Source organism: Micromonospora sp. NPDC050417, assembly GCF_044458865.1.
Taxonomy (GTDB): Bacteria; Actinomycetota; Actinomycetes; order Mycobacteriales; family Micromonosporaceae; genus Micromonospora_G.
In genome coordinates this window covers 49,095-73,116 of sequence record NZ_JBITIH010000030.1, presented here as the reverse complement: position 1 = coordinate 73,116, position 24,022 = coordinate 49,095, and the positions used below count along the sequence as shown (strand labels likewise).

Below are 24,022 nucleotides of genomic sequence, written 5' to 3'. Positions count from 1 at the left end.
CGGAAGCTAAGCCCTCCAGCGCCGATGGTACTGCACTCGGGAGGGTGTGGGAGAGTAGGACGCCGCCGGACAATTTTTCTAGTTTGGGCCACCCCTATCGGGGTGGCCCAAACTTGTTTTCGGGGTTGAACCGGTAACGACAATCGCGGCAGATCGGTTCTTTCGCAGACGCCGGCAACGGAGGACGTACCTGCGTACCGTGTTGTCGTTCAGTTGCGGGTCTGTACGCCGTTTCGGATACTCAGCATCAGCGGCGCCGCCTCGTCGACCCCGCGTCCGGGAAACATCGCCATCCCGACGCTGCCATGGTCGGCCCACCCGCAGACCGTCAACGTGTCGCCCTGGCCGCTGGTCCCGCACTTCAGCACCCCGCCGAGATCACCCGCGGGCTGCCCGCGCAATCCGGCGATCTTGCCGGAGTCGTCCGCCACGAGTCTGAACAGCCGATCCAGGTCCTTCTCCGGCTGCCAGATCAGGGTCGTACCGCCGAAGAACAGGACCGGCCGGTCGGCCTGGGTCGGGTCGGTATAGATCGCCCCGGTGCTCTCGTCGAGCTGGATGTCGGCGGCCAGACCGGTGCGGAGGTCGTCGATCGTTCCTCTGGCTCGGGCGCTCTCGTCCAGGGCCAGCCCCGCGACCTGGGCCGGAATCGCCAACGTGGTGTCCTTCTGCTGGGCGACCCGCCACCCGAAACTGCCCAGCACCGCGGCGCCGGCGACTCCGACGAGGAGGGCGGCACCGAGCACGATCAGGCGCCGCCGAGACATAGGCCCCGACCGGCTCTCGTCGGGTTCGTCCTCAAGCCCGAAGCCTGGGGTGATGTCGAAGGGTTCCGGCGTGACGTCGACCGGCGCCGAATCGGCGGCCGAGGGACGGTCGAAGAGATTCGCGTCGGACATAGCCGCCACCGTAGCCCAACCGGTGGTGGTGCACGTCGGGCCCGCCCGGGGCCTCCGTAGACTTTCAGGGTGACCGAGACACTGGATACCCAACGCACGGCCGTTCCGTCCCTCTCCGCGCAGTACCAGCCGGGCGAGGTAGAGCAGCGACGGTACGAGCAGTGGGTAGCCGCCGGCCACTTCCGTGCCTCAACGGAGAGCGACAAGCCCCCGTTCACCATCGTCATCCCGCCGCCGAACGTCACCGGCTCACTGCACATGGGTCACGCCCTCGACCACACCGTGCAGGACGCTCTCATCCGGCGTAAGCGGATGCAGGGGTTCGAGGCGCTCTGGCTGCCGGGCATGGACCACGCCGGCATCGCCACCCAGAACGTGGTCGAACGACAGCTCGCCGCCCAGGGCCTCTCCCGCCACGATCTCGGCCGGGAGAAGTTCGTCGAGCGGGTCTGGCAGTGGAAGGCGGAATCAGGCGGGGCGATCCTCGGCCAGATGCGCCGCCTCGGTGACTCGGTCGACTGGGACCGCGAGCGTTTCACCATGGACGAGGGGCTCTCCCGGGCCGTACAGACGATGTTCAAGCGTCTCTACGACGACGGCCTGATCTACCGCGCCGAGCGCATCATCAACTGGTGCCCGCGCTGCCTCACCGCCCTGTCCGACATCGAGGTCGAGCACACCGACGACGACGGCGAACTGGTCTCCATCCGTTACAGCGACGAGGTGGTGGTCGCCACCACCCGGGCCGAGACGATGCTCGGCGACACTGCGGTTGCCGTACACCCCGATGACGAGCGCTACCGGCACCTGATCGGGACCGAGGTCGAGGTACCCCTCACCGGTCGCCTCATTCCGATCGTGGGAGACGAACACGTCGACCCCACCTTCGGCACCGGCATGGTCAAGGTGACGCCGGCGCACGACCCGAACGACTTCGAGATCGGCCAGCGGCACCACCTGCCCTCGCTGACGATCATGGACGAGCGTGGGGTGATCACCGCCCCCGGACCGTTCGAAGGGCTGGACCGGTTCGAGGCCCGCCCGGCGATCGTCGCGGCGCTGCGCGCCGACGGGCGGATCGTGGCGGAGAAGCGGCCGTACGTGCACGCGGTCGGGCACTGTTCCCGGTGCCGTACGACGGTGGAGCCCCGCCTCTCCCTCCAGTGGTTCGTCAACACCACCCCGCTCGCCCAGGCGGCCGGCGACGCGGTCCGGGACGGACGGGTCCGGATCGAACCGGCCGAGCTGGCCAAGCGCTACTTCGCCTGGGTCGACAACATGCACGACTGGTGCATCTCCCGCCAGCTCTGGTGGGGGCACCGGATCCCCGTCTGGTACGGCCCGGACGGCGAGGTCGTCTGCGTCGGACCGGACGAGGAGCCGCCGAGCGGGGCGGGCTGGCGTCAGGACGAGGACGTACTCGACACCTGGTTCTCCAGCGGACAGTGGCCGTTCTCCACCCTCGGCTGGCCCGAGCGGACCGCCGACCTGGAGAAGTTCTACCCGACCAGCGTCCTGGTCACCGGGTACGACATCCTCTTCTTCTGGGTCGCCCGGATGATGATGTTCGGCCTGTACGTGATGGACGGCCGCCCGCCCTTCGACGTGATCGCACTGCACGGCATGGTCCGCGACCAGTACGGCAAGAAGATGTCGAAGTCGTTCGGGAACGTCATCGACCCGCTCGACTGGATCGACCGCTTCGGCGCCGACGCGACCCGGTTCACCCTCGCCCGCGGCGCCAACCCCGGCGCCGACGTCCCGGTCAGCGAGGAGTGGTGCCAGGGATCCCGGAACTTCTGCAACAAGCTCTGGAACGCGACCCGGTTCGCCCTGCTCAACGGGGCCAACGTCGACGGGCCGCTACCCGAGCCGGCGCGACTCTCCCCGGTCGACCGGTGGATCCTGTCCCGGTTGCAGCACGTGGTGGCCGAGGTCGACGAGCAGTTCGAGGCGTACGAGTTCGCCAAGGTTTGTGACACGCTCTACCACTTCGCCTGGGACGACGTCTGCGACTGGTACGTCGAACTGGCCAAGCCGGTGCTCGCCGCCGGTGGTGAGTCGGCCGAGACCACCCGGCGGGTGCTCGGACACGTACTCGACCAGGTGCTGCGTCTGTTGCACCCGATCGCACCGTTCGTCACCGACGAGCTGTGGAGCGCCCTGACCGGGCGAGAGACGGTGCAGACCGCGAGCTGGCCGGTGACCGAACCGGCGCTGGTCGACGACGCCGCCGAGGCGGAACTGGCCATGTTGCAGCGGGTGGTGACCGAGATCCGCCGGTTCCGCTCCGACCAGGGGTTGCGGCCGGCGCAGCGGGTCGCCGCCCGGCTCGACGGACTCGACGGCGCCGGCATCGCCGGGCACGAGCCGCTGATCCGTTCGCTGGTCCGGCTCACCGACGACGAGGCGGACTTCTCCGCCACGGCGACGCTGGCGGTGGCCGGCGGAGTGAACGTGGCCCTGGACACCCGTGGCTCGATCGACGTGGCGGCGGAACGGGCGCGGCTGGAGAAGGACCGGGCGGCGGCCGAGAAGGAAGCCGCCCAGGCCAGGGCGAAGCTCGGCAACCCCGCTTTCGTCGACAAGGCGCCGGAGCCGGTGGTCAACAAAATCAAAGACCGGCTGGCGGTCGCCGAGGCCGACCTGGCCCGGATCGCCGCCGCACTGGAGGCACTCGCGTGACCGACCATGAAGAGTTCGCCAAGGTTGACGCGGAGCTCAACGCGCGCGGATTCACCCGGATGGTCTTTGACCTGGGTCGGATCGAGGAACTGCTCGACCTGATGGGCAGCCCGCAGCGGGCGTACCCGTCGATCCACCTGACCGGGACCAACGGCAAGACCTCCACCGCCCGCATGATCGACTCGCTGCTGCGGGCGTTCGGTCTGCACACCGGCCGCTACACCAGCCCTCACCTGGAGACCATCCGGGAGCGGATCAGCCTCGACGGGGAACCGGTCAGCGAGGCACGGTTCGTCGCCACGTACCGCGAGGTGGAGCCGCTGGCGGAACTGGTCGACCAACGCGGCGACGAACCCCTGACCTACTTCGACATGACCACCGCACTCGCGTTCGCGACCTTCGCCGACGCCCCGGTCGACGTGGCCGTCGTCGAGGTCGGACTCGGGGGCGCCGAGGACGCGACCAACGTGATCGGTGCCGGCGTCGCCGTCATCACCCCGATCGGTCTCGACCACACCGAGTTCCTCGGCGACACGATCGAGGACATCGCACTGGCGAAGTCCGGGATCATCCACAAGGGCGCCACGGTGATCTCGGCGGCGCAGAACGAAGAGGCCGCCCGGCCGCTGCTGGAGCGGGTCGCCGAGGTCGGCGCCACCATTGCCCGGGAGGGCGCCGAGTTCGGCGTACTGCGGCGGGCCGTCGCGGTCGGCGGGCAGGTGCTGACGATCCAGGGGCTCGGCGGCGTGTACGACGAGATCTTCATCCCCCTGCACGGCGCGCACCAGGCACAGAACGCCGCAGTCGCGCTCGCCGCCGTCGAGGCGTTCCTCGGCGCGGGCGAAAACCGGCAACTCGACATCGAGGCGGTCCGTGAGGGCTTCGCCGGGGCCAGCTCCCCGGGCCGGCTGGAGCGGGTCCGCTCCGCCCCGACCATCCTGCTCGACGGCGCGCACAACCCGCACGGGATGGCCGCCACCGTCAACGCGCTCCAGGAGGAGTTCGCGTTCAGCCGGCTTGTCGCGGTCGTCGCCGTACTCGGAGACAAGGACGTTGCCGGCCTGCTGGAACTGCTGGAGCCGGTGGTCGACCAGGTGGTCGTGACCCGGAACACCTCACCCCGGGCGATGCCGGTCGGCGAACTGGCCGAACTGGCCGAGGAGTTCTTCGGCGCCGACCGGGTCGAGACCGCCGAGGACATGCCGGACGCGATCGAGGTGGCGGTGGCACTCGCCGAGTCGGACACCGAGGCCGAGCTGAGCGGGGTCGGCGTCCTGGTAACCGGGTCCGTGGTGACCGTCGCCGACGCCCGGCGGCTGCTGAAGCGATGACAACAGACCAGTGACCGGACGCGGCGACAGGCGGCCGAGCAGCGACGAAGCCGGAGAGACGATGACACCGGAGCGGGAAGCGACGACAGCCGAGTCGGAGACGTCAACGGCGGAGTCGGGCGAACGCCCGTCCGGACTACGCAACCCGGTCCGGGCGGTCCGTGGCCTCGGCGCCGGCACCCTGGTCATCGAGATGCTGGTGCTGCTCCTCGCCATCCAGCCGATCCGACTCGTCGGCGGAGACCTCAGCGGCACCGCGATCGGCTGCATCGCCGGGCTGGCCGTACTCGCGCTGCTGCTCAGTGGCTTGCTGTCCCGTAACTGGGCCTGGCACGCCGCCACCGTGTTGCAGGGACTGCTGCTGCTCGCCAGTTTTCTGCACTGGTCACTGGGCGTACTCGGGGTCATCTTCGCCCTCGTCTGGGGCTACGTGCTGCACGTACGCCGGACGATCCTGGGCTGAGCGGCCCGGCGCGCCGCCGATCAGCCTGACTGACGACCGCGCCACTGGGTGAGCGCGATGCCGTGCCCGTCCGGGTCGCGGAACGCCGCTGCCCAGAGTTCCAGCTTCGCGCCCCGGTTCACCGCTCTCGGCGCGTAGGTGAAGCGCACTCCCTTGCCGCGCAACTCCTCGTAGACCGCCTCGACGTCACCCACCTCCAGGTTGAGGTGAACCAGGCGGCGGTTGATCGGTGCCACGTCCGGAATCGCCCGCAACACGATCCGGGTGGAACCGGAGGCGAGCACCGCGTTGCCGTCGCCGCCGTCGATCTCGAAGAAGCCGAGCATGTCCCGGTAGAACGTCACCGAACGGTCGAGGTCGGTGACGAGCAGGGTGATCCCGACACCGTGGATCGGCCCCGAACCGCCCACCTCGGCGCTCGGCGAGCTGGCGGCCAACCCGGCGAGCAGATCCTCGTCGTCGGGGAGGTCGGTCGGCCCGCCCACCCCGTCGTCGGTACCGCCCGGCGGCGTCGCGGGTTCGTCGAAGTCCAGCGGCAGGTCGATCTCGTCCCGGGGTGCCGGCGGTTCACGGTCGGCCACCACCGGCCCCGCTCCGGCCCGGTGCGACTCCTGCGGCTCGACCCGCTCCTCCTCGGCCTGGTCGGCGATCCGGTCCTCGGTGCGGTCCTCGACCCAGTCCGGGTCGTAACGGTCGGTGTCCAGGCGGTCGGTCGGAGTACGCAGCGGCGGTGCGTCCGGGTACGGGTCCCCGGCGGAGCTGACCCGTGGGCCGCGGGTCGGGCCGGGCGTCGGCTTGGCCCGGCGCGGCAACGGCACCGTGGCCGGCGGCTCCACCAGGGTGCCTTCGAGCACGATCGTCCCGCCGGGTGTCTGGTGCACCACCACCGGCTCCTCCCGCAGACCGCGCAGGTCGTCGTCGGGGTCCGCGAGCGGGTCGCCCGGCGACGGGGGCCGGTAACCGTCGTCGGCGCCCCGACGCACCCACGGTGGTACGTCCTCCTCGATCAACACGTCGTCGCGGAGCCGGTCGAGATCCTCGTCGAACTCGGGCGGCAGGTCGCCCCGCTCGGCGGCCTCGGTGTGGGTGGGCACCTCGTCCCAGAGGATCCGTACGTGCCGGGGGTCGTCGATCGCCACCATGATCGGCAGGGCGGTCCCCGGCGCCGGCCACTTGGTGACCGGCACCCGTGGGTCGCGGACCCGGATCGACCTCGGCGGCAGGCCCGGCGCGTCCAGCACAATCTGCAGCTCGCAGCGGCCGAAGACCGACGAGGCCGGTGGCTCGGAGACGCTGTGTACGTGGGCGATGCCGGCGACCCAGGCGCGGGCGCCGCTGCGTACGGTCGTGACCAGGCCCAACCCGATGGAGAGCACCAACAGCGCCACCCCGAGGGCGACGATCGCCCAGCTGGGCATGCCACAGCCGAAGAGGATGACAAAAGTGGCGAAGGTGCCCAGCACCCCGGCGACGAGTTTGCGCACGGGTGCGACTGATCGACGTACACCGTCTGCCACAGTGGACCTCCCTGGTTAAGGCCAGGCTAGGCCCGATCCGCCAGGAAAGGAAAGAGCGCCGCCGTGAGACATGGGCGGCGTCGGGGCGCACCGGGCGGCTCGCTAGGCTGACCTTGCCAGCCGTCCCCGCCCCGTCCAGGAGGAAACAGCGTGTCCACCAGCAGCCAGGGCGAGCGTTCGCTCGTTCTGATCAAGCCCGATGCGGTCCGCCGCGGCCTGGTCGGCGAGATCATCTCGCGGTTCGAGCGCAAGGGGCTCGGCATCGACGCGCTGGAGCTGCGCACGATCGACGGGGAATTCGCCGACCAGCACTACGCCGAGCACGTCGAGAAGCCGTTCTACCCGCCGCTGAAGGACTTCATGACCGGCGGTCCGCTGGTCGCACTGGTCGTCTCCGGAGACCAGGTGATCGAGGTGGTCCGTGGGCTGGTCGGTGCGACCGACGGTCGGCGGGCGGTGGCCGGCACGATCCGCGGTGACCTCTCCCTCTCCAACCGCGAGAACCTGGTCCACGCCTCGGACTCGGTCGACAGCGCCAAGCGGGAAATCGGGCTCTGGTTCCCCGAACTGGGCTGACGTTCTCCCGTCCGGTTCGCCGCCTCGACGAACCGGACAACAGGCGTGCGACGACTGTCCGCTTGTCGTACCGGACGGCTAGTTTCCCGGCATGGCAACGCTGGCGACGTACTCATATCTGCGCCCGTCCGGGCTGAATCCCGACGACCGGCGACTGACCCTGCAGACCTCGGGTGGGCCAGCGGCCCACCCGAGGTTCTTCAACGGCTTCCTGACCACGCCCGAGCCGGCGGCGGTCGGACTGCTCGCCGTTGCCGAGGTGGCCCGAACGCGTTACTACCAGCCCATCAGGCCGGCCAGCCTCGACCCGGTGGTCACCGGGGGACGGGACCGGCTCCGGTTCGAGTCGTTCTCCGGCTGCTGCGGCGTCTACGCCCGGCTCGACGTGCTCCCCGACGGGTTGGACGGGGAAATCACCGCACACGGGACCACGAACGTCGACGTCAACCCGCCGTTGCGCCAGGCACTCGCCGGCATCGGTGACCGCGACCCGATGCACGTCGCGGTCGGACCCGACGATCTGACCGTCACCACCATCGACGACGGCCCACTGGTCGAGAAGAAGGTGCCGCTGCCCGGACGCTGGCTGCGCGGCTTCGCCGAGGCGCAGGTCATCACCGCCCCGTTCGAGCCCCGGGTCGAGGTCGGCGCGGCCGAGGCAACCGCGTTCCTGCGTCGACTGCCGAGCGGATCGGACCGTTCCGTGCTCTGGGTCGTCCCGGCGGGCCGGACACTGCGCCTGACCTCGCGACCCGTCCCCGGCGCCGTCTGCCTGCCCGGTGCCGGTCGACTGGTCGCGCTCCGACCGTTCCTGCGCTTCGCCACCACGCTGCGGGCGTACGGGCCGCGCGTCGGTGCCGGCAGCGGCCCGGTCGCCAGCACCTGGGAGCTGAGCACGCCCACGCTGCGGCTGTCGCTGACCCTGTCACCCGAACCGCACCGGGGATTCTCCGGTGAGGGCGCGGTGCTCGCCGCGCTCGCCGGCGACGAGGTCTGCGACGACGCGGACCTGGTCAGCGCACTACTCTCCTGGGACCCGACGATCGACATCGCGGCGCTGGCCGAAGAGGGCGGACTCCCGGTCGAGCGGGTGCGGGCCGCGCTGGTCCAGCTCGGCACCGCCGGCCGGGTGGGCTACGACGTGGCCGAGGCCGGCTACTTCCACCGGGTGCTGCCGTACGACGCCGCCGCCGCCGAGCGGATGAACCCCCGGCTGGTCGGAGCGCGGGCACTGGCGGAGTCGGGTGCGGTCTCGGTCGGCGCCGACCTGGCGACCGTACGCAGCGGCGAGGAGAGCTACCAGGTCCGCTTCACCGGTGACGTCGGCTCCTGCACCTGCCCCTGGTGGGCCAAGTACCGGGGCGGGCGGGGACCGTGCAAGCACGTACTCGCGGTCCGATTGGTCCTCACGCGGAACACGGAGGAACCGGCCGGGGTCGGCGCCGGATCCGGCCACGTCGACGCGGACGGAACCCGGGCATGAGCGCGATCCACCGGGAACCGGAGCTGAACTGGCCGGACCTGCGCCAGGCGATAGAACTGGCGAAGAGTGACGTCGTCGGCAAGCTGCTCCGGGGCGGCACCGAGCAGGAGCGCCTGGCGTTCGGTCCGGAGCTGGAGGCGTACGTCAAGGGAATGCCCGCCGACCGCTGGTGGGGCAGCCGTCGGCCGGTAGGGATCGCGGTCGCCGCGCTCGGCTGCCTCCCCTCGGCCGCCCGGGTCGCCGCCCTGCTCGGCCGACGCGGCCTGCGTGAGCAGTGGCACTCCTTCCCGGTCGCGGAACTGGTCGAGATGGCCCGCGCCCGGGAGCTGACCTGGCTCGGTGACCTGGCCCAGCGCCTCGCCGGCAAGCTCCGCCAGGACCCGAACGCGGATGAGTGGGCGCTCGTCGCCGGGCTGCTCGCCGAGGCCGGAGTCGACCCACCCACCGACGACGCTTTCGTCCGGGGCTGGCTCGCAGACCTGCTGGGGTGGAGCCGTCACGACAGCCGGCCGCCGATACTCGACCGGCTGCGTACCGACCCGTACCTCGATCTCCTGCTGCCTCGACTGTTCGAGGTGGACGGGCTCGGCACCGAACTGGCCCGCCGGGGCTGGGACCAGCAGGCCCGCCGTTGGGGCGACCAACCGGCGGTCCCGTACGCGCTGGTGGTCTTGGCGGGCGAGGGACGGGTGGACCGGTCGGCGCTGCTCGACGGCGTACTGGGGCGGTTCCTGCGCGGCGACCGGGTGGCTGCGTTGCGCCCGTTCGTGGTGCTGCACGACGCGCTGGCGCCGACCGAGGAGGAGCTGACCGAACGGGTCACCCCGTACGCGCGACTGCTGCCGGACGCCCACTCGACCGTCGCCACGCTCGCCCAGCGGGCGCTGCGCCGGCTGGACGACGCCGGCGGGTTGGAACTCGACACCCTGTTGCACGGCAGCCGACAACTTCTCGCCCGCCCGGAGAAGATGCTGGTCAAGGCACAGTTGAGCTGGTTGGACCGGGTAGCCAGGAGAGAGCGGGACCGGGCCGACGAGGTGGCGGAGACGGTGGCGGTCGCCTTCGGGCACGACGCCCTCGACGTGCAGGAGCGTGCGCTCGGCATCGTGCTCCGGCAGGCCCCGCGGTGTCGACCGGCGACCCGCGAACGGCTCGCCGAGCATGCCGTCGCACTCGCCGGTGACCTGCCGGCCCGAGCCGCCGAGGTGCTCGGCACGCCAGTAGCGGCTGCGGCGGCGTCGGTTGCCGTACCGGCCGGGTTGTCGCCGATGCCGATGCCACTGGTGGTGCCGATGCCGCCGCCGGTGACCGGCCCCGCCGAACTGGCCGAGGAGATCGGCGCGTTGCTGCACCAGCAAAGCTCGATGATTTCCTGGGAGCGGGTGCTCGCCGGACTGGTCGCCTGCCACGCGAGCGAACCGGCGGGGTTGCGTGACGCGCTCGTCCCGATCCTGGACCGGTACGACGTCCAGTTCAGGACGGGGCACGTGTGGGGGAAACCCCGGCTCCGGCAACTGCTCGGCGAGGCGATCCGGTCGGCCGTGCGGGTCGGCACCGGGCTCACCGGCTGGGAAAGTGCCATCCGGACCGTGCGTAGGGCGTTCCGCGGTGGACCGGCCCCGTTGCCCGAGGTCGGGTACGGGCCGGGACCGGGGCGGGTGCTGGCACTACGGATGGCGGAGATGGCGGTGCACACCCGGTACGCCCCGGTGCCGATGCTGGTCGCGACGCCGAGCCGGGCCAACGGCCAGCTCGACGCGACGGTGTTGGTGGACCGGCTCGCGCAGGCGGAGCGGGAGGGCTGGCAGCCGTGGCCGTTCGACCTGGAGCAGGCGTTGCTGCGCGTGCCGACCGAGGTCGACGGCGACGCGCTGAGCCGGGCCGCCGCGCTGTGTTCGCCGGCCGGTCTGCGGTTGGCGGCGTGGCTCGCCGACGGCGGTGCACCGCACCCGGTCTCCGTACGGGTGGAGCAGCGGCGGCCCGCTATTCGGCCCCACAACCGCTGGCAGGTGAGCCACCTGCCTGAGCGTCGGGTCGTGGTCGGGACTCGGCCGGGGGCGGCGCAACACGGCAAGTTGGGACAGGAACTGTTCGAGGTCGACCCGCCGGACCTGCCGGTGATCGAGATCATCGACCCCGAGTACCAGCTCTGGGCGGCGGTGCTGCCCAACCACCGGGAGGTTGTCGCGGCGTGGGCGCTGCCCGCGATCGCCGGTCTGGCCGACATCGACCAGCGCGGAGCCGACCTGCTTCCGCTGCTCGCCGAGACCGCGGGCCCGGTCGGACCCGCGGTGACCCTCGCACTGGCGTACACGTTGGCGGCCCGGCACGAGGCGGACCGGGTCGCCGGGGTGGACGCCCTCCTCGCCTTCGCCGCCGCCGGAGATCTCGACGGCGTGGCACTCGGCCGTGAGATCGGCGGACTCGCCGCCGACGGCACCATCAAGCTCACCCGGGTGGTGACCGGGCTGGCGGAGGCGGCCCGTGCCGGCGCCACCACGACCGTCTGGACCGTGATCGAGACGGCGCTGCCGGTGGTGCTCGCCAGCGCCCCACGGGGAACGCCGGACCTGCTGGCGCTCGGTGCCCGTACGGCGAACGAGGTGGCGGAGAAGGGCGACCCTGGTCCGCTGCGAGCCGAGTTGGCTCAGATCGCCGCGCGCGGCGGCAGCGGCCGACTGGTGACCGAGGCCCGCCGGCTGGACCGGGTGCTGGCCGGGTAGCCGTACCGGCGCCGGCCGGGCGGGGCGGTGGTGGGCGGCGCCCGACACCATCCACCGACCCGGCCGGCCGGCGCACCCCGTTCAGACCTCGGTCGGCGGCTGCGCCCGGGTGGTCACCGCGATCCGGTTCCAGACGTTGATGGTCGCGATCGCCATCACCAGGTCGGCCAGTTCCTTCTCCGACCAGACCTTGCTCGCCTCGTCCCAGACCTCGTCCGGTACGCCGTGCTCGCCGAGCCGGGTCACCGCGTCGGTCAGCGCCAGGGCCGCCCGTTCCCGCTCGTCGAAGAAGGGCGACTCCCGCCAGGTGGCGACGGAGAAGAGGCGGCGGCTCGACTCACCGGCCGCCAACGCGTCCCGGCTGTGCATGTCGACGCAGAACGCGCACCCGTTGGTCATGGACGCCCGGAGCTTGACCAACTCCAGGACGGTGTGGTCGACGTTGCTCCGTACGTAGTTCTCCAGGCCCATGACGGCCCGGTACGCCTCCGGCGCCACCTGGTACATGTTCATCCGCTGTGTCACGAGAACCTCCGTCGATCTGTGTTGCGGGTGGTCATGCCGGGTTGACGGGGAGGCGGCCGGGGATGTGACCGGCCCGGAACGTGATCCACGTCATGGCCGTTCGCGTCCAGTTCCGAGACCGGTCACCTGAACCGGGTGGGCGGGCAACGTCCGGTCGATAGACAACCCTGGTCATGCCCCGCCGACAGTGGAGGAAACGAATGACCTCGTTCGACCGACGTACCCTGCTGCGAGCCGGACTGGTCAGCGGTGCCGGGCTCGCCGGCGGCGCGCTGCTCGGCGCGTCCGGCGCGTCCGCGGCCCCGGCCTGGCGACCCAGTGGACGGCCCGTGCTCACCCACGGCGTGCAGAGCGGCGACGCCACCGCCGACTCGGCGATGGTCTGGACCCGGGCCGACCGGGCCGGTCGGCTGCACGTCGAGGTCAGCCGCCGTCCCGACTTCCGTGGCGCCCGCCAGATCCGGGGGCCGCTGCTGGCGCCGTCGGGCGACTTCACCGGCAAGGTACGGCTACGTGACCTGCCCGCCGGTGAGCGGCTTCACTACCGGGTCCGGGTCGAGAGCCTGGACCGGCCGGGCCTGCTCAGCGAGCCGCTGGTCGGTTCGTTGCGCACCGCACCGGGCGCCGGCCGCTGCTCGGACCTGCGGTTCGTCTGGACCGGTGACATCGTCGGCCAGGGCTGGGGCATCTCGTCCGACTTCGGCGGCATGAAAATCTTCGAGTCGATGCGGAAGGTCCGGCCGGACTTCTACCTGTGCAGCGGTGACACCGTCTACTCCGACGGGCCACTCGCGGAAACGGTGACACTGCCGGACGGGCGGATCTGGCGCAACCTGGTCACCCCCGAGAAGAGCAAGGTCGCCGAAACGCTCACCGAGTACCGGGGCCAGTTCGCGTACAACCTGCTCGACGAGCACCTGCGGGCGTTCGCGGCGGAGGTGCCGCAGATCAACCAGTGGGACGACCACGAGGTGACGAACAACTGGTACCCGGGCGAGATCCTCGCCGACGACCGCTACACCGAGAAGCGGGTCGACGTGCTCGCCTCCCGGGCCCGGCAGGCGTTCCACGAGTGGCTGCCGACCCCCGGTGACGGGCGGCTCTACCGGCGGCTGTCGTACGGGCCGCTGCTGGACGTGTTCGTGCTGGACATGCGGACGTACAAGGACGCGAACGACGGCAACACGTACGCCGACCGAGACCGTGGCCTGCTCGGTCGGGCACAGCGGGAATGGCTGATCCGGGAGCTGAAGCAGTCCCGGGCGACCTGGAAGGTGATCGCCAACGATCTGCCGATCGGGCTCGTCGTACCGGATGGCGCGACCGCCCAGGAAGGGGTGGCGCAGGGCGACAACGGGCTGCCCGCCGGACGTGAGCTGGAATTCGCCGAGGTGCTGCGGGCCGCGCACCGGGGCGGCGTGAGCGGCCTCGTCTTCGTCACCGCCGACGTGCACTACACGGCGGCCCACCACTACGACCCGGCACGCGCCGCCGTACGCGACTTCACCCCGTTCTGGGAGTTCGTCTCCGGCCCGGCGCACGCGGGTGCGTTCGGCCCGAACGCGCTCGACGGGACCTTCGGCCCGAAGGCGGTCTTCGTCAACGCGCCGCCGGCCGCCAACACCTCACCCGCCGACGGTTTCCAGCACTTCGGTGAGGTCGCCATCGACGGTCGGTCGAGGGAGTTGACCGTGCACCTGCGTGACCGCGACGGCCGTTCCCTCTGGTCGACCACGCTCGCCGCACCGCGCTGAGCCATCCCGGCCTGCCCCACCCCCCGTGTGGTGGGGCAGGCCAGGAAGTCAGAGGGTGTCGAGGGAGGCGTGGCGACGACTCTCCGCCTCGAAGACCTTCAGCAGCACGGCGGCGAGCAGGGCGTACCCGAGGCCGACGGCGAGTTCGGCGAGGATCGGGCCGGCCGCGGCGGCCAGCCCCTCCCCGTCGATCAGCCGGCGGGCCGCCTCGGCGGCGTGGGTGATCGGTAGTACCTCGCCCACCGCCCGCATCCCCACCGGCAACTCCGGCCGGGGCACGTTCACCCCGGTGAGCAGGAGCAGTAGCGCCACCGACACGTTCGACACCAGCCAGACGTCACGGAACCGCATTCCGACGGCGCCGAGGGTCAACCCGAAGAAGCCACAGCTCAACGAGCCGGCGGCAAAGGCGAGCAGCAGACCGGGCAGCGCCTGCGGCGGCACCCGCAGACCGAGCAGCAGCGCCCCGCCGGCAAGCGTGAACACCGCGATGAGCAGCCCGTTCGCCGCGTACGGCAGCACCCGGCCGAGCCAGACGGCGGTACGACTGCGGGGTGAGAGCAGTACGTGGCCGAGGGTGCCGAACCGCCGCTCGTTCGACACCGCCATCGTGCCGCCGAAGACGCAGGCGAGCGAGGCCGCCAGTACGGCGTTGCCCACGAGGTAGAACCGGTCGTCGGCGACCCCGAGCTGGCGTCCGAGGTAGGCGAAGAAGAGCAGTTGGAACAGGGGGCCCACGAGCAGGGTGCCGATGAACATCGGCGGTGTGGTCCAGTTGAACAGCGCCCGGTAGGCGATCACACCGCCGACGCCGACGAGGCGGAACAGGGCGGTCATCGAATTCTCCTCACTAGTGGTCGAACCGGCGGTCAGGCGAGGGCGAGGGTGGCGGCGGCGCGGGCCCGACGTTCCACGTGGGTCATCGCGATCGCACCCAGGGCCAGGCAGACGAGACTGATCGCCAGACAGATGGCGAGCGCCGGCCAGACCGGTCCGCTGCCGGTGGCCGCCTCGCGGACCGCCCTCGCCCCCCAGGTCGTCGGCAGTACGGCGGCGACCGGGGTGGTCCAGCCGGGCAGCACCGTGATCGGCACGAGCATCCCGGAGAGCAGCCAGATCGGGTATTCGAGCGTGTTCGCCAGCGCGTTCGCGTTCCGCATCAGTACGAACGTGGCGGCAAGCAGCAGCCCGAACATGCCGAGCGCGAGAATGCAGCCCGGTACGGCGACCGCGAACGCCAGCGGATGGGCGAAGTCGAGCGGGATGCCGTACAGCAGGCGGCCCCAGAGCAGCGTGGCGGCCATGGCGTACGTGCCGGTGAGCGCGGTGGCGAGGGTGATCGGCAGGATGACCAGCGCGGGGGAGCGGGGCGCCAGCATGATCATCTCAAGGGTGCCCTGCCAGCGTTGGTTCTGGATCGCGCCCCCGGAACCGAAGAGCACCGACGACCAGACCCCCATCAGCCCGGCGCCCACGGTCGCCTCCAACAGCCGGTGCGGCTCGCTGCCGGCCCGGAACAGGTAGACCGCGAGCGTCGCCTGCACCAGCGGCACCAGCAGCGCGATGGTGATCTCCAGCGAGGAGCGACTCAGGTGCTTGGCGTGCAGCAGTGTGCCGACCCCGATCATCCGCAGCGTCCTCACGCCGACACCGCCGAACCGGCATCGGCCTTGTCCGTGGCATCTGTGTCCGGCTTGTCCGTGGCGTCTGTGTCCGGCTTGTCCGTGGCGTCTGTGTCCGGCTTGTCCGTGGCGTCTGCTGCGTCGGTCGCAGGACCGTCCGGCGGTGCGGCGGGTGCCTCGGTCGCGGCGGCGCGGTTCACGATCGCCACGTACGCGTCCTCCAACGTCGGCTGCCGGGCCGTGACCCGACCCAGCCGTACCCCCGCCACCGCCCGCAGCACGGCGGCCTGTACGTCCGTCGCCGAATCCGACTGCACGGTGAGCAACTGGGCCGCGCCGACCACCTCCAGACTCGCCTGCCGTACCCCGGGCAGGCGCTGGACCTCGGCGAGCTGCTCGTCGTTCACCCCGTACGCCTCCAGCTCCAGCACCTGGCGGCCATCCGCGTGGTGCTTCAGCTCTGCGGGTGTACCGAGTGCCTGGATCCGGCCGGCGGCGATCACCGCGATCCGGTCACAGAGCTCGTCCGCCTCGGCCATGTAGTGCGTCGTCAGCAGCACCGTGGTCCCGGTCGCGGCCAGGTTCGCGACGGTCTGCCGCAGCTCCCGGGCGGCCACCGGGTCCACCCCGATCGAGGGCTCGTCCAGGAAGAGCACCTCGGGGGAGTGCAGCAGCCCGCGCGCGATGTGCAACCGCTGGCGCATGCCCCGCGAATAGCCCTCGACCCGCTCGCCCTCCCGTCCGGTGAGCCCCACCAGATCGAGCAACTCGGCGATGCGGCGCCGCTGGTCCCGCGCCGGTACGGCGTACAACTCGGCGAAGTAGCGCAGGTTGTCCCGGGCGGAGAGCCGATCGTAGAGGCCCCGGTCGCCGCCGAAGACGTACCCGATCCGGCGGCGTACCTCCCGGGTCTGCCGGACCACGTCGAAGCCGCAGATCCGGGCCGCCCCGGCAGTCGGGATCAGCAGTGTGTTCAGCAGCTTGATGGTGGTCGTCTTGCCAGCACCGTTCGGACCGAGCAGCCCGAAGAGCTCACCCGGGCGTACGGTGAGATCCACTCCTTGGACCGCCTCGACCTCCCGCCGCTGCGGGCGCAACCAACCGGTACGACTGCGATAGGTGCGGCGCAACCCGATCGCCTCGATCGCGTACTCACTCATGGGCGGAACGCTAGGAGCGGGAGCCGATCGGGCGAAACGAATTCGGCCCTGGCCGAATGCTCGCCCGAGCCCGAACGAGCCCCGTCCGGGTCGCCCGAGTCCGGTCCGTCTCGGCTGCGTCCGGTCTGGGTTATGCCGTTGTGGCGGTTTCGGGCTGGTCGGACACGAGCAGGCTGACCAGCGCCAGGCCGGCGGGCTCCAGGCCGTACAGCACGCGGCGACCGACCCGTCGGCGGTGCACCACCCCGGCGGCATGCAGTGCGGCGAGGTGTTCGGAGACCGTACTCGGGGCGAGGCCCAGTGCGGCGGCCAACCCGGCGGTGGTGGTCGGACGGCTCAGCCCGCGCAGCACGTTGGCCCGGCCTCGACCGACCAGGATGGCCAGCCGGTCGGTTTCGGTGTCCTGGTCGGCGAGAGCCGGCGCGGTCGTCGGTCGGTCGGTGAGCAGCACCGCCCCCCGGGCCTGGTACGAGACCGCGACCACCTCTGGATCGTCGCTGCTGCAGGTCAACGCCCCCCGGGAGAAGATCAACGGGATCAGGAGCAGGCGTTGGTCGACCGCCGTGAAGCTCTGCTCCAACGATTTGACCAGGGTGAGCACCGGACGCTGCCAACGGACCCGCTCGTGCAGGTCGGCAAGGAGCGCGTCGGGTCCGTCAGCCGCCAGGGCCCGCGCCCGGTGCAGCACCTCCTCGTCGAGCGCCGCCCGCATCGCCGGCCAGTACGGGGAGATCGCTGCCGACCAGTACGCCTCGATGCCGTCGGCCAGCCGGCCGAACGCGCCCGCCGGATCATTCCGGAACGGCTGCAACCAGGGCGGCAACGGGCCGGTGAAGTGGTTCGGCAACTGTGCTTCGAGTACCTCCGAACTGGTCCCCCGGAGCACCGCCAACTCCTCCTGGAGGGTGGGGCAGGCGCTGGGTGGGATCGGAGTGAGACAGTCCGGCAGCCGGGATCCGCAGTCGAAGAAGAACTGGACCGGGGCGGTGGCCGGGTTGTCCGCGAGCACCGCGCGGGCTCGCCGGGCCCAGTCGGTGTACGGCCACGGCGCGTCACCCGGATTGCGGCCGAGCAGGTACAGGCTGCAGACCGTCTCCCAGAGTGGGCTGATCGCGATCCGGGTACGCGACAGCGTCGGCTCGTCCAGCTCGATCCGGATCACGCGCACCAGGGTAGCCAGCGCGCCACCCGCCCGCGCTCCCGCCGCGTCCGCCACCCCGCCCGCGCTCCCGCCGCGCCGCGTTAGGAGGGGGCCCTTATATAACGGAAAACGATAATAGGGGGCCCTTCCTTACCCCCGGGGGTTACTCGGGGGCGGGTGGGGTGGGGGGACGGGTAGGCTGGGGGCACAGGCGACGACCCGGCCATCACCGGCGAGCCTCCGGAAGAAACGACGGGTGTTCCGGTGAGGGGCGCCCGGCGGAGTAGAACCGGACGGGTCCGGCCCGTCACAGCCGACCAACGAGCGGGCGGTCGACCCTTGACCGTCAAGCGGGGTGGTACCGCGGGTCACGCGGCGCGCCGGCTGGCCGGCGTACCGTTCGGCTCGTCCTCGCAGTCCACTGAGAGTGAGCTGCACGAGGAGAGCGACCCCCGATGGCGTATCCCAAGCACGCCCCCGACGGCACCGGCGTACCGGCGAGCCCTGACCTGCCCGCGGTCGAGCGCCGGGTGTTGGAGCACTGGACCGCCGACAAGACGTTCGAGGCGAGCGTCGAGCAGCGGCCGGCCGGCGCCAACGGCTCGAACGAGTACGTCTTCTACGACGGCCCGCCGTTCGCCAACGGCCTGCCGCACTACGGCCACCTCTTCACCGGCTACGTCAAGGACGTGGTGCCGCGCTACCAGACGATGCGCGGCCGGCGGGTCGAGCGGCGGTTCGGCTGGGACACCCACGGCCTGCCCGCCGAGGTGGTCGCCGAGCGGCAGCTCGGCATCACCACGAAGGCCGAGATCCTCGATCTCGGGGTGGCGAAGTTCAACGACGTCTGCCGTACCTCGGTGTTGCAGTACACCCAGGATTGGGAACGGTACGTCACGCGACAGGCGCGCTGGGTCGACTTCGGCAACGACTACAAGACCCTCGACGTGGACTACATGGAAAGCGTCATGTGGGCCTTCCAGACCCTGCACAAGAAGGGTCTGATCTACGAGGGCTTCCGGGTGCTGGCGTACTGCATGCGCTGCGAGACCCCGCTGTCGAACACCGAGACCCGGATGGACGACGTCTACCGGGACCGGCACGACCCGACGCTGACCGTCTGGTTCCAGCTCGACCCGACCGCCGACGGCCAGCCCGGCGAGAAGATCGGGGTCTGGACCACCACCCCGTGGACGCTGCCGTCGAACCTGGCGCTCGCCGTCGGCCCCGACATCGAGTACGCCGTACTTGAGCGCGACGGCGAGCGGTACATCCTCGGCGCCGCGCGGCTGGGCGCGTACGCGAAGGAGCTGGAAGGGTTCACGCAGGTTGGCACGGTCTACGGCCGTGACCTGGTCGGACGCCGCTACACCCCGCTCTACGACTTCCTGGCCGAGGCTGGTGGCCCGAACGCCTTCCAGGTCCTCGGCGCCGAGTTCGTCACCACCGAGGACGGCACCGGCGTGGTGCACCTCGCTCCGGCCTTCGGCGAGGACGACCAGAACACCTGCAACGCCGCCGGCATCCCGACCATCGTCACGGTGGACGACCACGCCCGGTTCACCGCGCTCGTTCCGCAGTACCAGGGCGAGCAGGTCTTCGACGTGAACAAGCCGGTGATCCGCGAGCTGAAGGAGCGGGGGGTGGTGCTGCGGCAGGACACGTACACCCACTCGTACCCGCACTGCTGGCGCTGCGACACCCCGTTGATCTACAAGGCCGTCTCCTCCTGGTTCGTCGAGGTGACCCGGTTCCGGGACCGGATGGTCGAACTGAACCAGGAGATCAACTGGACTCCCGGGCACGTCCGGGACGGCTCCTTCGGCAAGTGGCTGGCGAACGCCCGGGACTGGTCGATCAGCCGCAACCGGTTCTGGGGCTCGCCGATCCCGGTCTGGAAGTCCGACGACCCGAACTACCCCCGGGTCGACGTCTACGGTTCGCTCGACGAACTGGAGCGGGACTTCGGCGTACGCGTGACCGACCTGCACCGACCGGTGGTGGACGACCTGGTCCGGCCGAACCCGGACGACCCGACCGGTAAGTCGATGATGCGTCGGGTGCCGGAGGTGCTGGACTGCTGGTTCGAGTCCGGCTCGATGCCGTTCGCCCAGGTGCACTACCCGTTCGAGAACCGTGACTGGTTCGAGGACCACTACCCGGGCGACTTCATCGTCGAGTACATCGGCCAGACCCGGGGCTGGTTCTACACCATGCACGTGCTGGCCACGGCGCTCTTCGACCGGCCCGCGTTCCGTAACTGCCTGGCCCACGGCATCCTCCAGGGCGCCGACGGACGCAAGATGTCCAAGAGTCTGAACAACTACCCCGACGTGTACGGCGTCTTCGACAGCTACGGCTCGGACGCGATGCGCTGGATGCTGATGTCCTCGCCGGTGCTGCGTGGCGGCGACATGCCGGTGACCGAGGTCGGCATCCGGGACGCCGTACGCCAGGTGCTGCTTCCGCTCTGGAACGTCTGGTACTTCTTCTCCCTCTACGCCAACGCGGACGGTTACGAGGCGCGGCGGCTGACCGCCGAGGAGGAGGGCGCCAGCAGCGCCGCCGGTGGACTGCTGGACCGGTACGTGCTGGCCAAGACCGGTGAACTGGTCACCACGGTGCAGGCCCAGCTCGACGAGTACGACATCTCCGGTGCCTGCGCCACCGTCCGGTCGTTCCTCGACGCCCTCACCAACTGGTACGTCCGCCGTTCCCGGGACCGCTTCTGGTCCGGTGACCGTCGGGCGTTCGACACCCTCTACACGGTGCTGGAAACCCTCTGCCGGGTGGTCGCGCCACTGGCGCCGCTGACCGCGGAGGAGATCTGGCGCGGGTTGACCGGGGAGCGTTCGGTGCACCTGACCGACTGGCCGGACGCGGCCGAGTTCCCGGCCGACCACGCCCTGGTCGCGGCGATGGACGACGCCCGTACGGTCTGCTCGGTGGCGTTGTCGCTGCGTAAGGCGAAGGGCCTGCGGGTTCGGCTGCCGTTGTCGTCGCTCACCGTCGCCAGCTCGAACGCGGCCGATCTGGAGCCGTTCGCCGACCTGATCGCCGACGAGGTCAACGTCAAGACGGTGCTCTTCACCACCGAACTCGCCGGCTACTGCGAGCAGGTGCTCACGGTGGTGCCCCGGGCGCTCGGCCCCCGCCTCGGTGGCCAGGTGCAGACGGTGATCAAGGCGGTGAAGGCGGGGGACTGGGCGCTGGTCGACGGTGCTCCGGTCGCCGCCGGGGTCACCCTCCAGGAGGGCGAGTACGAGCTGCGTCTGGTCGCCGCCGACGTCGAACACTCGGCCCCGCTGCCGGGCGGCGAGGGGGTGGTGGTGCTGGACACCACCGTCACCGCCGAACTCGCCGCCGAGGGACTCGCCCGGGACGTGGTACGCGTGGTGCAGCAGGCCCGTCGGGCGGCTGACCTGGACGTGTCGGACCGGATCGAGGTGGCGCTCGCTGCCGGCTCGGAGGTGGTGGCGGCAGTTGAGGCGTACCGCGACTTCGTCGCCGCCGAGGTGCTCGCCGACTCGATCGTGCTCACCGCCACGACCGGCGAACTGCCGTCGGACGCCTTCACCGGCGAGGTCGGCGAGGGTGTACCGGTAGCCGTCACCGTCACCCGCGTCTGAGGGTGAAGGAAGGGCCCCTTGTTATCGCTTTTTGTATAGGAAGGGGCCCTTCCTAACCGCCGGAGGCGGCGTGCGGGGGTGCGTGGGCTGACACCGCGTGGGATCGGGCGCCGGCGATGCTGAAGTCGGAGCGGGTCTGGCCTACCATCGGTGCGGCGGCGAGGGCCGCCGCGACCGGTGGGCCCGGCGCTGACCAGGGGAGGCCGCGTGCCGCTGCTCTACACCGTCGGCAAAGCTACCGTCGGCACGGCGATGAACGTGGTCTGGCGGCCCACTGTCGAAGGACTGGAGAACGTTCCCGCGGCCGGCGGCGCGATCATCGCCGGTAACCACCTCTCGGTCGCGGACGAACTCTTCCTCGGCTCGGTCGTCCCCCGCCACATCGCGTTCTGGGCCAAGGCGGAGTACTTCACCGGGACCGGATTCCGGGGCTGGCTGAGCCGGTCCGTGATCGGTGGCCTCGGCGCCATCCGGGTCGAACGTGGCGGTGGGCGGGCCGCGCTCTCGGCGTTCGACGGGGCGATTCCGGTCCTGCGCGGCGGTGACCTGGTCGCGATCTATCCCGAGGGGACCCGATCGCCCGACGGTCGGCTCTACCGGGGGCGTACCGGCACGGCACGGCTGGCGATGGCGGCCGGTGTCCCGATCATCCCGGTCGGCATGATCGGAACCGACCGGGTGCAGCCGATCGGCGTCCGGGTGCCCCGCCCGTACGTACGCGGTGTGACGGTGCGTTTCGGTAAGCCGATCGACGTCACCGGCCGGGGAGACGACCGCACCTCACTGCGTGCCGTCACCGACGAGCTGATGGCAGAGATCCAGCGGCTCACCGGGCAGGAGTACGTGCCGCGTTACGCCCCGGCCCGCAACGCCCCCACCGTCGACCCGGTTGCGGAGTAGCCGGCACAGACGGGTGTCGTGACCAGGCGTGACCGCCCGGTCACGACCGCCCGTGACGGGCGTTCAGGGCGGGCGGTCACGGTGCCTGCGACCCGCGTCTCCGCTCCTGTTCCTTGATCACGGGCAGGTCGTCGAGCTGGTCGAGTTGGCGCAGGCTGCGGGCCATCCGGGCGGTGCTCGGCAGGCGCTCGCGGGTGCGGTCCAGGAAGACCCAGTAACCCCCGGTGTACGGGCACGCGTTCTCGCCGTGCCGCCCCTTGGGGTCGTACGGGCAGCCGCCGCAGTAGTCGCTCACCCGGTTGACGTACTCGCCGCTGGCGGCGTACGGCTTGGTGCTCATTTGACCCAGGTCGGCGTACTGGCTCATGCCGACCACGTTGGCCGTCATCGCCCACTCGTAGCCGTCGACGAACGAGCGGTGGAACCAGTCGACCAGTTCCGACGGCCGCCAACCGCGCTGCATCGCGTAGTTGTTGAGCACCATCAGTCGGGGGGTGTGGTGCACCCAGCCGCGATCCCGGACCCCGGCCAAGACGTCGGAGAGGCAGCGGGCACGTACCGAATCGGCGTCCAGGTCGGCGAACCAGGAGGGTACCGACCGTCGCGCGCCGACACCGTCGGATCGGCGGTGGCCAACCTCGAAATACCAGTAGAGGTGCCAGACGAAGTCCCGCCAGCCAAGCAGTTGCCGGACGAAACCCTCCACGCTGGGCAGCGGTGCGTGTCCCGTGTGGTACGCCTCCTCGGCGCCCCGGATCGCCTCCATCGGGTCGAGCAGACCGAGGTTGAACGAGGAGGAGAGCAGGCTGTGCGCCATGAACGGGTCGGTGGTGACCATCGCGTTCTCGTACGGCCCGAACTTCGGCAACCGGTGGCGTAGGAAGTGGTGTAGCCGGGTGGTGGCCTCGGTGCGGGTGGCGGGGAAGAGTCGGGGACCGTCCCGGCCGACGAAGCGGATCCCCTCCGCCGCCCAGCGGTCGAGGTCGTGCCGGACCTCGGCGTCGATGTCGTCCTCTTCCGGCATCGGCGGCGGTGGTACGTCGAGCGGTCCGGAACGCTTCGGCGGCGGCTGCCGGTTCTCCGCGTCGAGACTCCACCGGCCACCGACGGGTTCGTCGCCGTCGAGCAGTACCCGGTGGTGGCGGCGCGCGTACCGGTAGAAGTCGTCCAGCCGTATCGTGCCGCGCCGTTCGTCCGCCCAGGCGGTGAAGTCCTCGATCGCGGTGACGAATCCTCGGGGCGGCAGGACCGTGACCCGGCCCAGTGACCGGACCAGGTCACGGGCCCGCCGGGAGGTCGGGTGGTTGACCTCGACCGGTTCACGGACCCGGACCAACGCTTCCCGGTACGTCTCGGCCCGCAGGTGCAGGGCCTGATCGCCGAGTTCGGCGGCGCGGTGACGGAGCGCGGAGAGGACCAGGTGGGCCTTCTGCCGGTGGAAGGCGCGGCGGCGGAAGACGGCTTTCGACTCGATCAGCAGGAGCGGTTGGTGCCGGTCGTCGAGGAAGTGCGGCCCGAGTTGGTCAGCGAAGAGCCAGCGCCGCAGCATCATCCGATTGTGCGCCGCATGACTGATTCCCCCCGTAGCTACGCCATGAATCGACTGTGTCTCCA

At 70.8% G+C, this 24,022-nt stretch carries 17 protein-coding genes; 9 read left to right on the top strand and 8 right to left on the bottom strand.

Features of this window, described 5'->3' with window-relative positions:
• Positions 1-209: 209 nt before the first annotated feature.
• Complete coding sequence (locus ACIBF5_RS29410) at positions 210-899, bottom strand: hypothetical protein (protein ID WP_396816177.1); 690 nt, start codon at positions 897-899, stop codon at positions 210-212.
• Between the two features lie 69 nt (positions 900-968).
• Here ACIBF5_RS29410 and ACIBF5_RS29405 point away from each other — a divergent pair, with 69 nt between their 5' ends.
• The 3 genes from ACIBF5_RS29405 to ACIBF5_RS29395 all read left to right on the top strand — a co-directional run bounded on the left by ACIBF5_RS29405 (position 969) and on the right by ACIBF5_RS29395 (position 5,378).
• Complete coding sequence (locus tag ACIBF5_RS29405; RefSeq protein ID WP_396816176.1) at positions 969-3,584, top strand: valine--tRNA ligase; 2,616 nt, start codon at positions 969-971, stop codon at positions 3,582-3,584.
• Positions 3,581-4,915 carry a bifunctional folylpolyglutamate synthase/dihydrofolate synthase gene (locus ACIBF5_RS29400; RefSeq protein ID WP_396816175.1) on the top strand — a complete coding sequence of 445 codons (1,335 nt, stop codon included), beginning with the start codon at positions 3,581-3,583 and terminating at the stop codon, positions 4,913-4,915. Before ACIBF5_RS29405 ends, ACIBF5_RS29400 begins: the two co-directional genes overlap by 4 nt.
• Positions 4,916-4,976: 61 nt before the next feature.
• A complete protein-coding gene (locus ACIBF5_RS29395; protein ID WP_396816174.1) occupies positions 4,977-5,378 on the top strand; it encodes a DUF4233 domain-containing protein in 402 nt (133 codons plus the stop codon).
• Positions 5,379-5,398: 20 nt separating this feature from the next.
• On the opposite strand, the gene ACIBF5_RS29390 is transcribed toward ACIBF5_RS29395, so the two are convergent.
• Positions 5,399-6,895: a VOC family protein gene (locus tag ACIBF5_RS29390; RefSeq protein ID WP_396816173.1), complete on the bottom strand. Its 1,497-nt coding sequence runs from the start codon at positions 6,893-6,895 to the stop codon at positions 5,399-5,401.
• Between the two features lie 150 nt (positions 6,896-7,045).
• Between ACIBF5_RS29390 and ndk the strand changes: the two genes are divergently transcribed.
• The 3 genes from ndk (at position 7,046) to ACIBF5_RS29375 (ending at position 11,677) form a co-directional block, all read left to right on the top strand.
• Positions 7,046-7,471, top strand: coding sequence for a nucleoside-diphosphate kinase (gene ndk / locus ACIBF5_RS29385; protein ID WP_121156492.1), 426 nt, complete (start codon positions 7,046-7,048; stop codon positions 7,469-7,471).
• 91 nt (positions 7,472-7,562) lie between these two features.
• The gene (locus ACIBF5_RS29380; RefSeq protein WP_396816172.1) at positions 7,563-8,954 is read left to right on the top strand and encodes an SWIM zinc finger family protein; all 1,392 of its coding nucleotides are present in this window, start codon (positions 7,563-7,565) and stop codon (positions 8,952-8,954) included.
• Positions 8,951-11,677 carry a DUF6493 family protein gene (locus tag ACIBF5_RS29375; RefSeq protein WP_396816171.1) on the top strand — a complete coding sequence of 909 codons (2,727 nt, stop codon included), beginning with the start codon at positions 8,951-8,953 and terminating at the stop codon, positions 11,675-11,677. Before ACIBF5_RS29380 ends, ACIBF5_RS29375 begins: the two co-directional genes overlap by 4 nt.
• 81 nt (positions 11,678-11,758) lie before the next feature.
• Here ACIBF5_RS29375 and ACIBF5_RS29370 read toward each other — a convergent pair whose 3' ends face one another.
• Positions 11,759-12,190 (bottom strand): carboxymuconolactone decarboxylase family protein, encoded by a 432-nt coding sequence (locus tag ACIBF5_RS29370; protein WP_396816180.1) that lies wholly within the window; start codon positions 12,188-12,190, stop codon positions 11,759-11,761.
• 212 nt (positions 12,191-12,402) lie between these two features.
• On the opposite strand from ACIBF5_RS29370, the gene ACIBF5_RS29365 reads away from it, so the two are divergent.
• Positions 12,403-13,956 carry an alkaline phosphatase D family protein gene (locus ACIBF5_RS29365; RefSeq protein WP_396816170.1) on the top strand — a complete coding sequence of 518 codons (1,554 nt, stop codon included), beginning with the start codon at positions 12,403-12,405 and terminating at the stop codon, positions 13,954-13,956.
• A 48-nt stretch (positions 13,957-14,004) separates the two neighbouring features.
• Here the strand turns inward: ACIBF5_RS29365 and ACIBF5_RS29360 are convergent, their stop codons facing one another.
• From ACIBF5_RS29360 to ACIBF5_RS29345, 4 genes are all read right to left on the bottom strand, one after another.
• Positions 14,005-14,793, bottom strand: coding sequence for an ABC transporter permease (locus tag ACIBF5_RS29360; protein WP_396816169.1), 789 nt, complete (start codon positions 14,791-14,793; stop codon positions 14,005-14,007).
• A gap of 32 nt (positions 14,794-14,825) precedes the next feature.
• Positions 14,826-15,599 carry an ABC transporter permease gene (locus tag ACIBF5_RS29355; protein WP_396816168.1) on the bottom strand — a complete coding sequence of 258 codons (774 nt, stop codon included), beginning with the start codon at positions 15,597-15,599 and terminating at the stop codon, positions 14,826-14,828.
• On the bottom strand, positions 15,596-16,738 hold the full coding sequence (locus ACIBF5_RS29350) for an ABC transporter ATP-binding protein (RefSeq protein WP_396816167.1): 1,143 nt from the start codon (positions 16,736-16,738) through the stop codon (positions 15,596-15,598). The genes ACIBF5_RS29355 and ACIBF5_RS29350 overlap by 4 nt, the downstream gene beginning before the upstream one ends.
• A 130-nt stretch (positions 16,739-16,868) precedes the next feature.
• Positions 16,869-17,900 (bottom strand): ArsR family transcriptional regulator, encoded by a 1,032-nt coding sequence (locus tag ACIBF5_RS29345; RefSeq protein WP_396816166.1) that lies wholly within the window; start codon positions 17,898-17,900, stop codon positions 16,869-16,871.
• 434 nt (positions 17,901-18,334) lie between these two features.
• On the opposite strand from ACIBF5_RS29345, the gene ileS reads away from it, so the two are divergent.
• Entirely contained in the window at positions 18,335-21,508 is a 3,174-nt protein-coding gene (ileS, locus tag ACIBF5_RS29340; RefSeq protein WP_396816165.1) for an isoleucine--tRNA ligase, read from the top strand.
• A 207-nt stretch (positions 21,509-21,715) separates the two neighbouring features.
• Positions 21,716-22,408 (top strand): lysophospholipid acyltransferase family protein, encoded by a 693-nt coding sequence (locus ACIBF5_RS29335; RefSeq protein ID WP_396816164.1) that lies wholly within the window; start codon positions 21,716-21,718, stop codon positions 22,406-22,408.
• 76 nt (positions 22,409-22,484) lie between these two features.
• Here ACIBF5_RS29335 and ACIBF5_RS29330 read toward each other — a convergent pair whose 3' ends face one another.
• Positions 22,485-23,957, bottom strand: coding sequence for a cryptochrome/photolyase family protein (locus tag ACIBF5_RS29330; protein ID WP_396816162.1), 1,473 nt, complete (start codon positions 23,955-23,957; stop codon positions 22,485-22,487).
• Between the last annotated feature and the right edge of the window lie 65 nt (positions 23,958-24,022).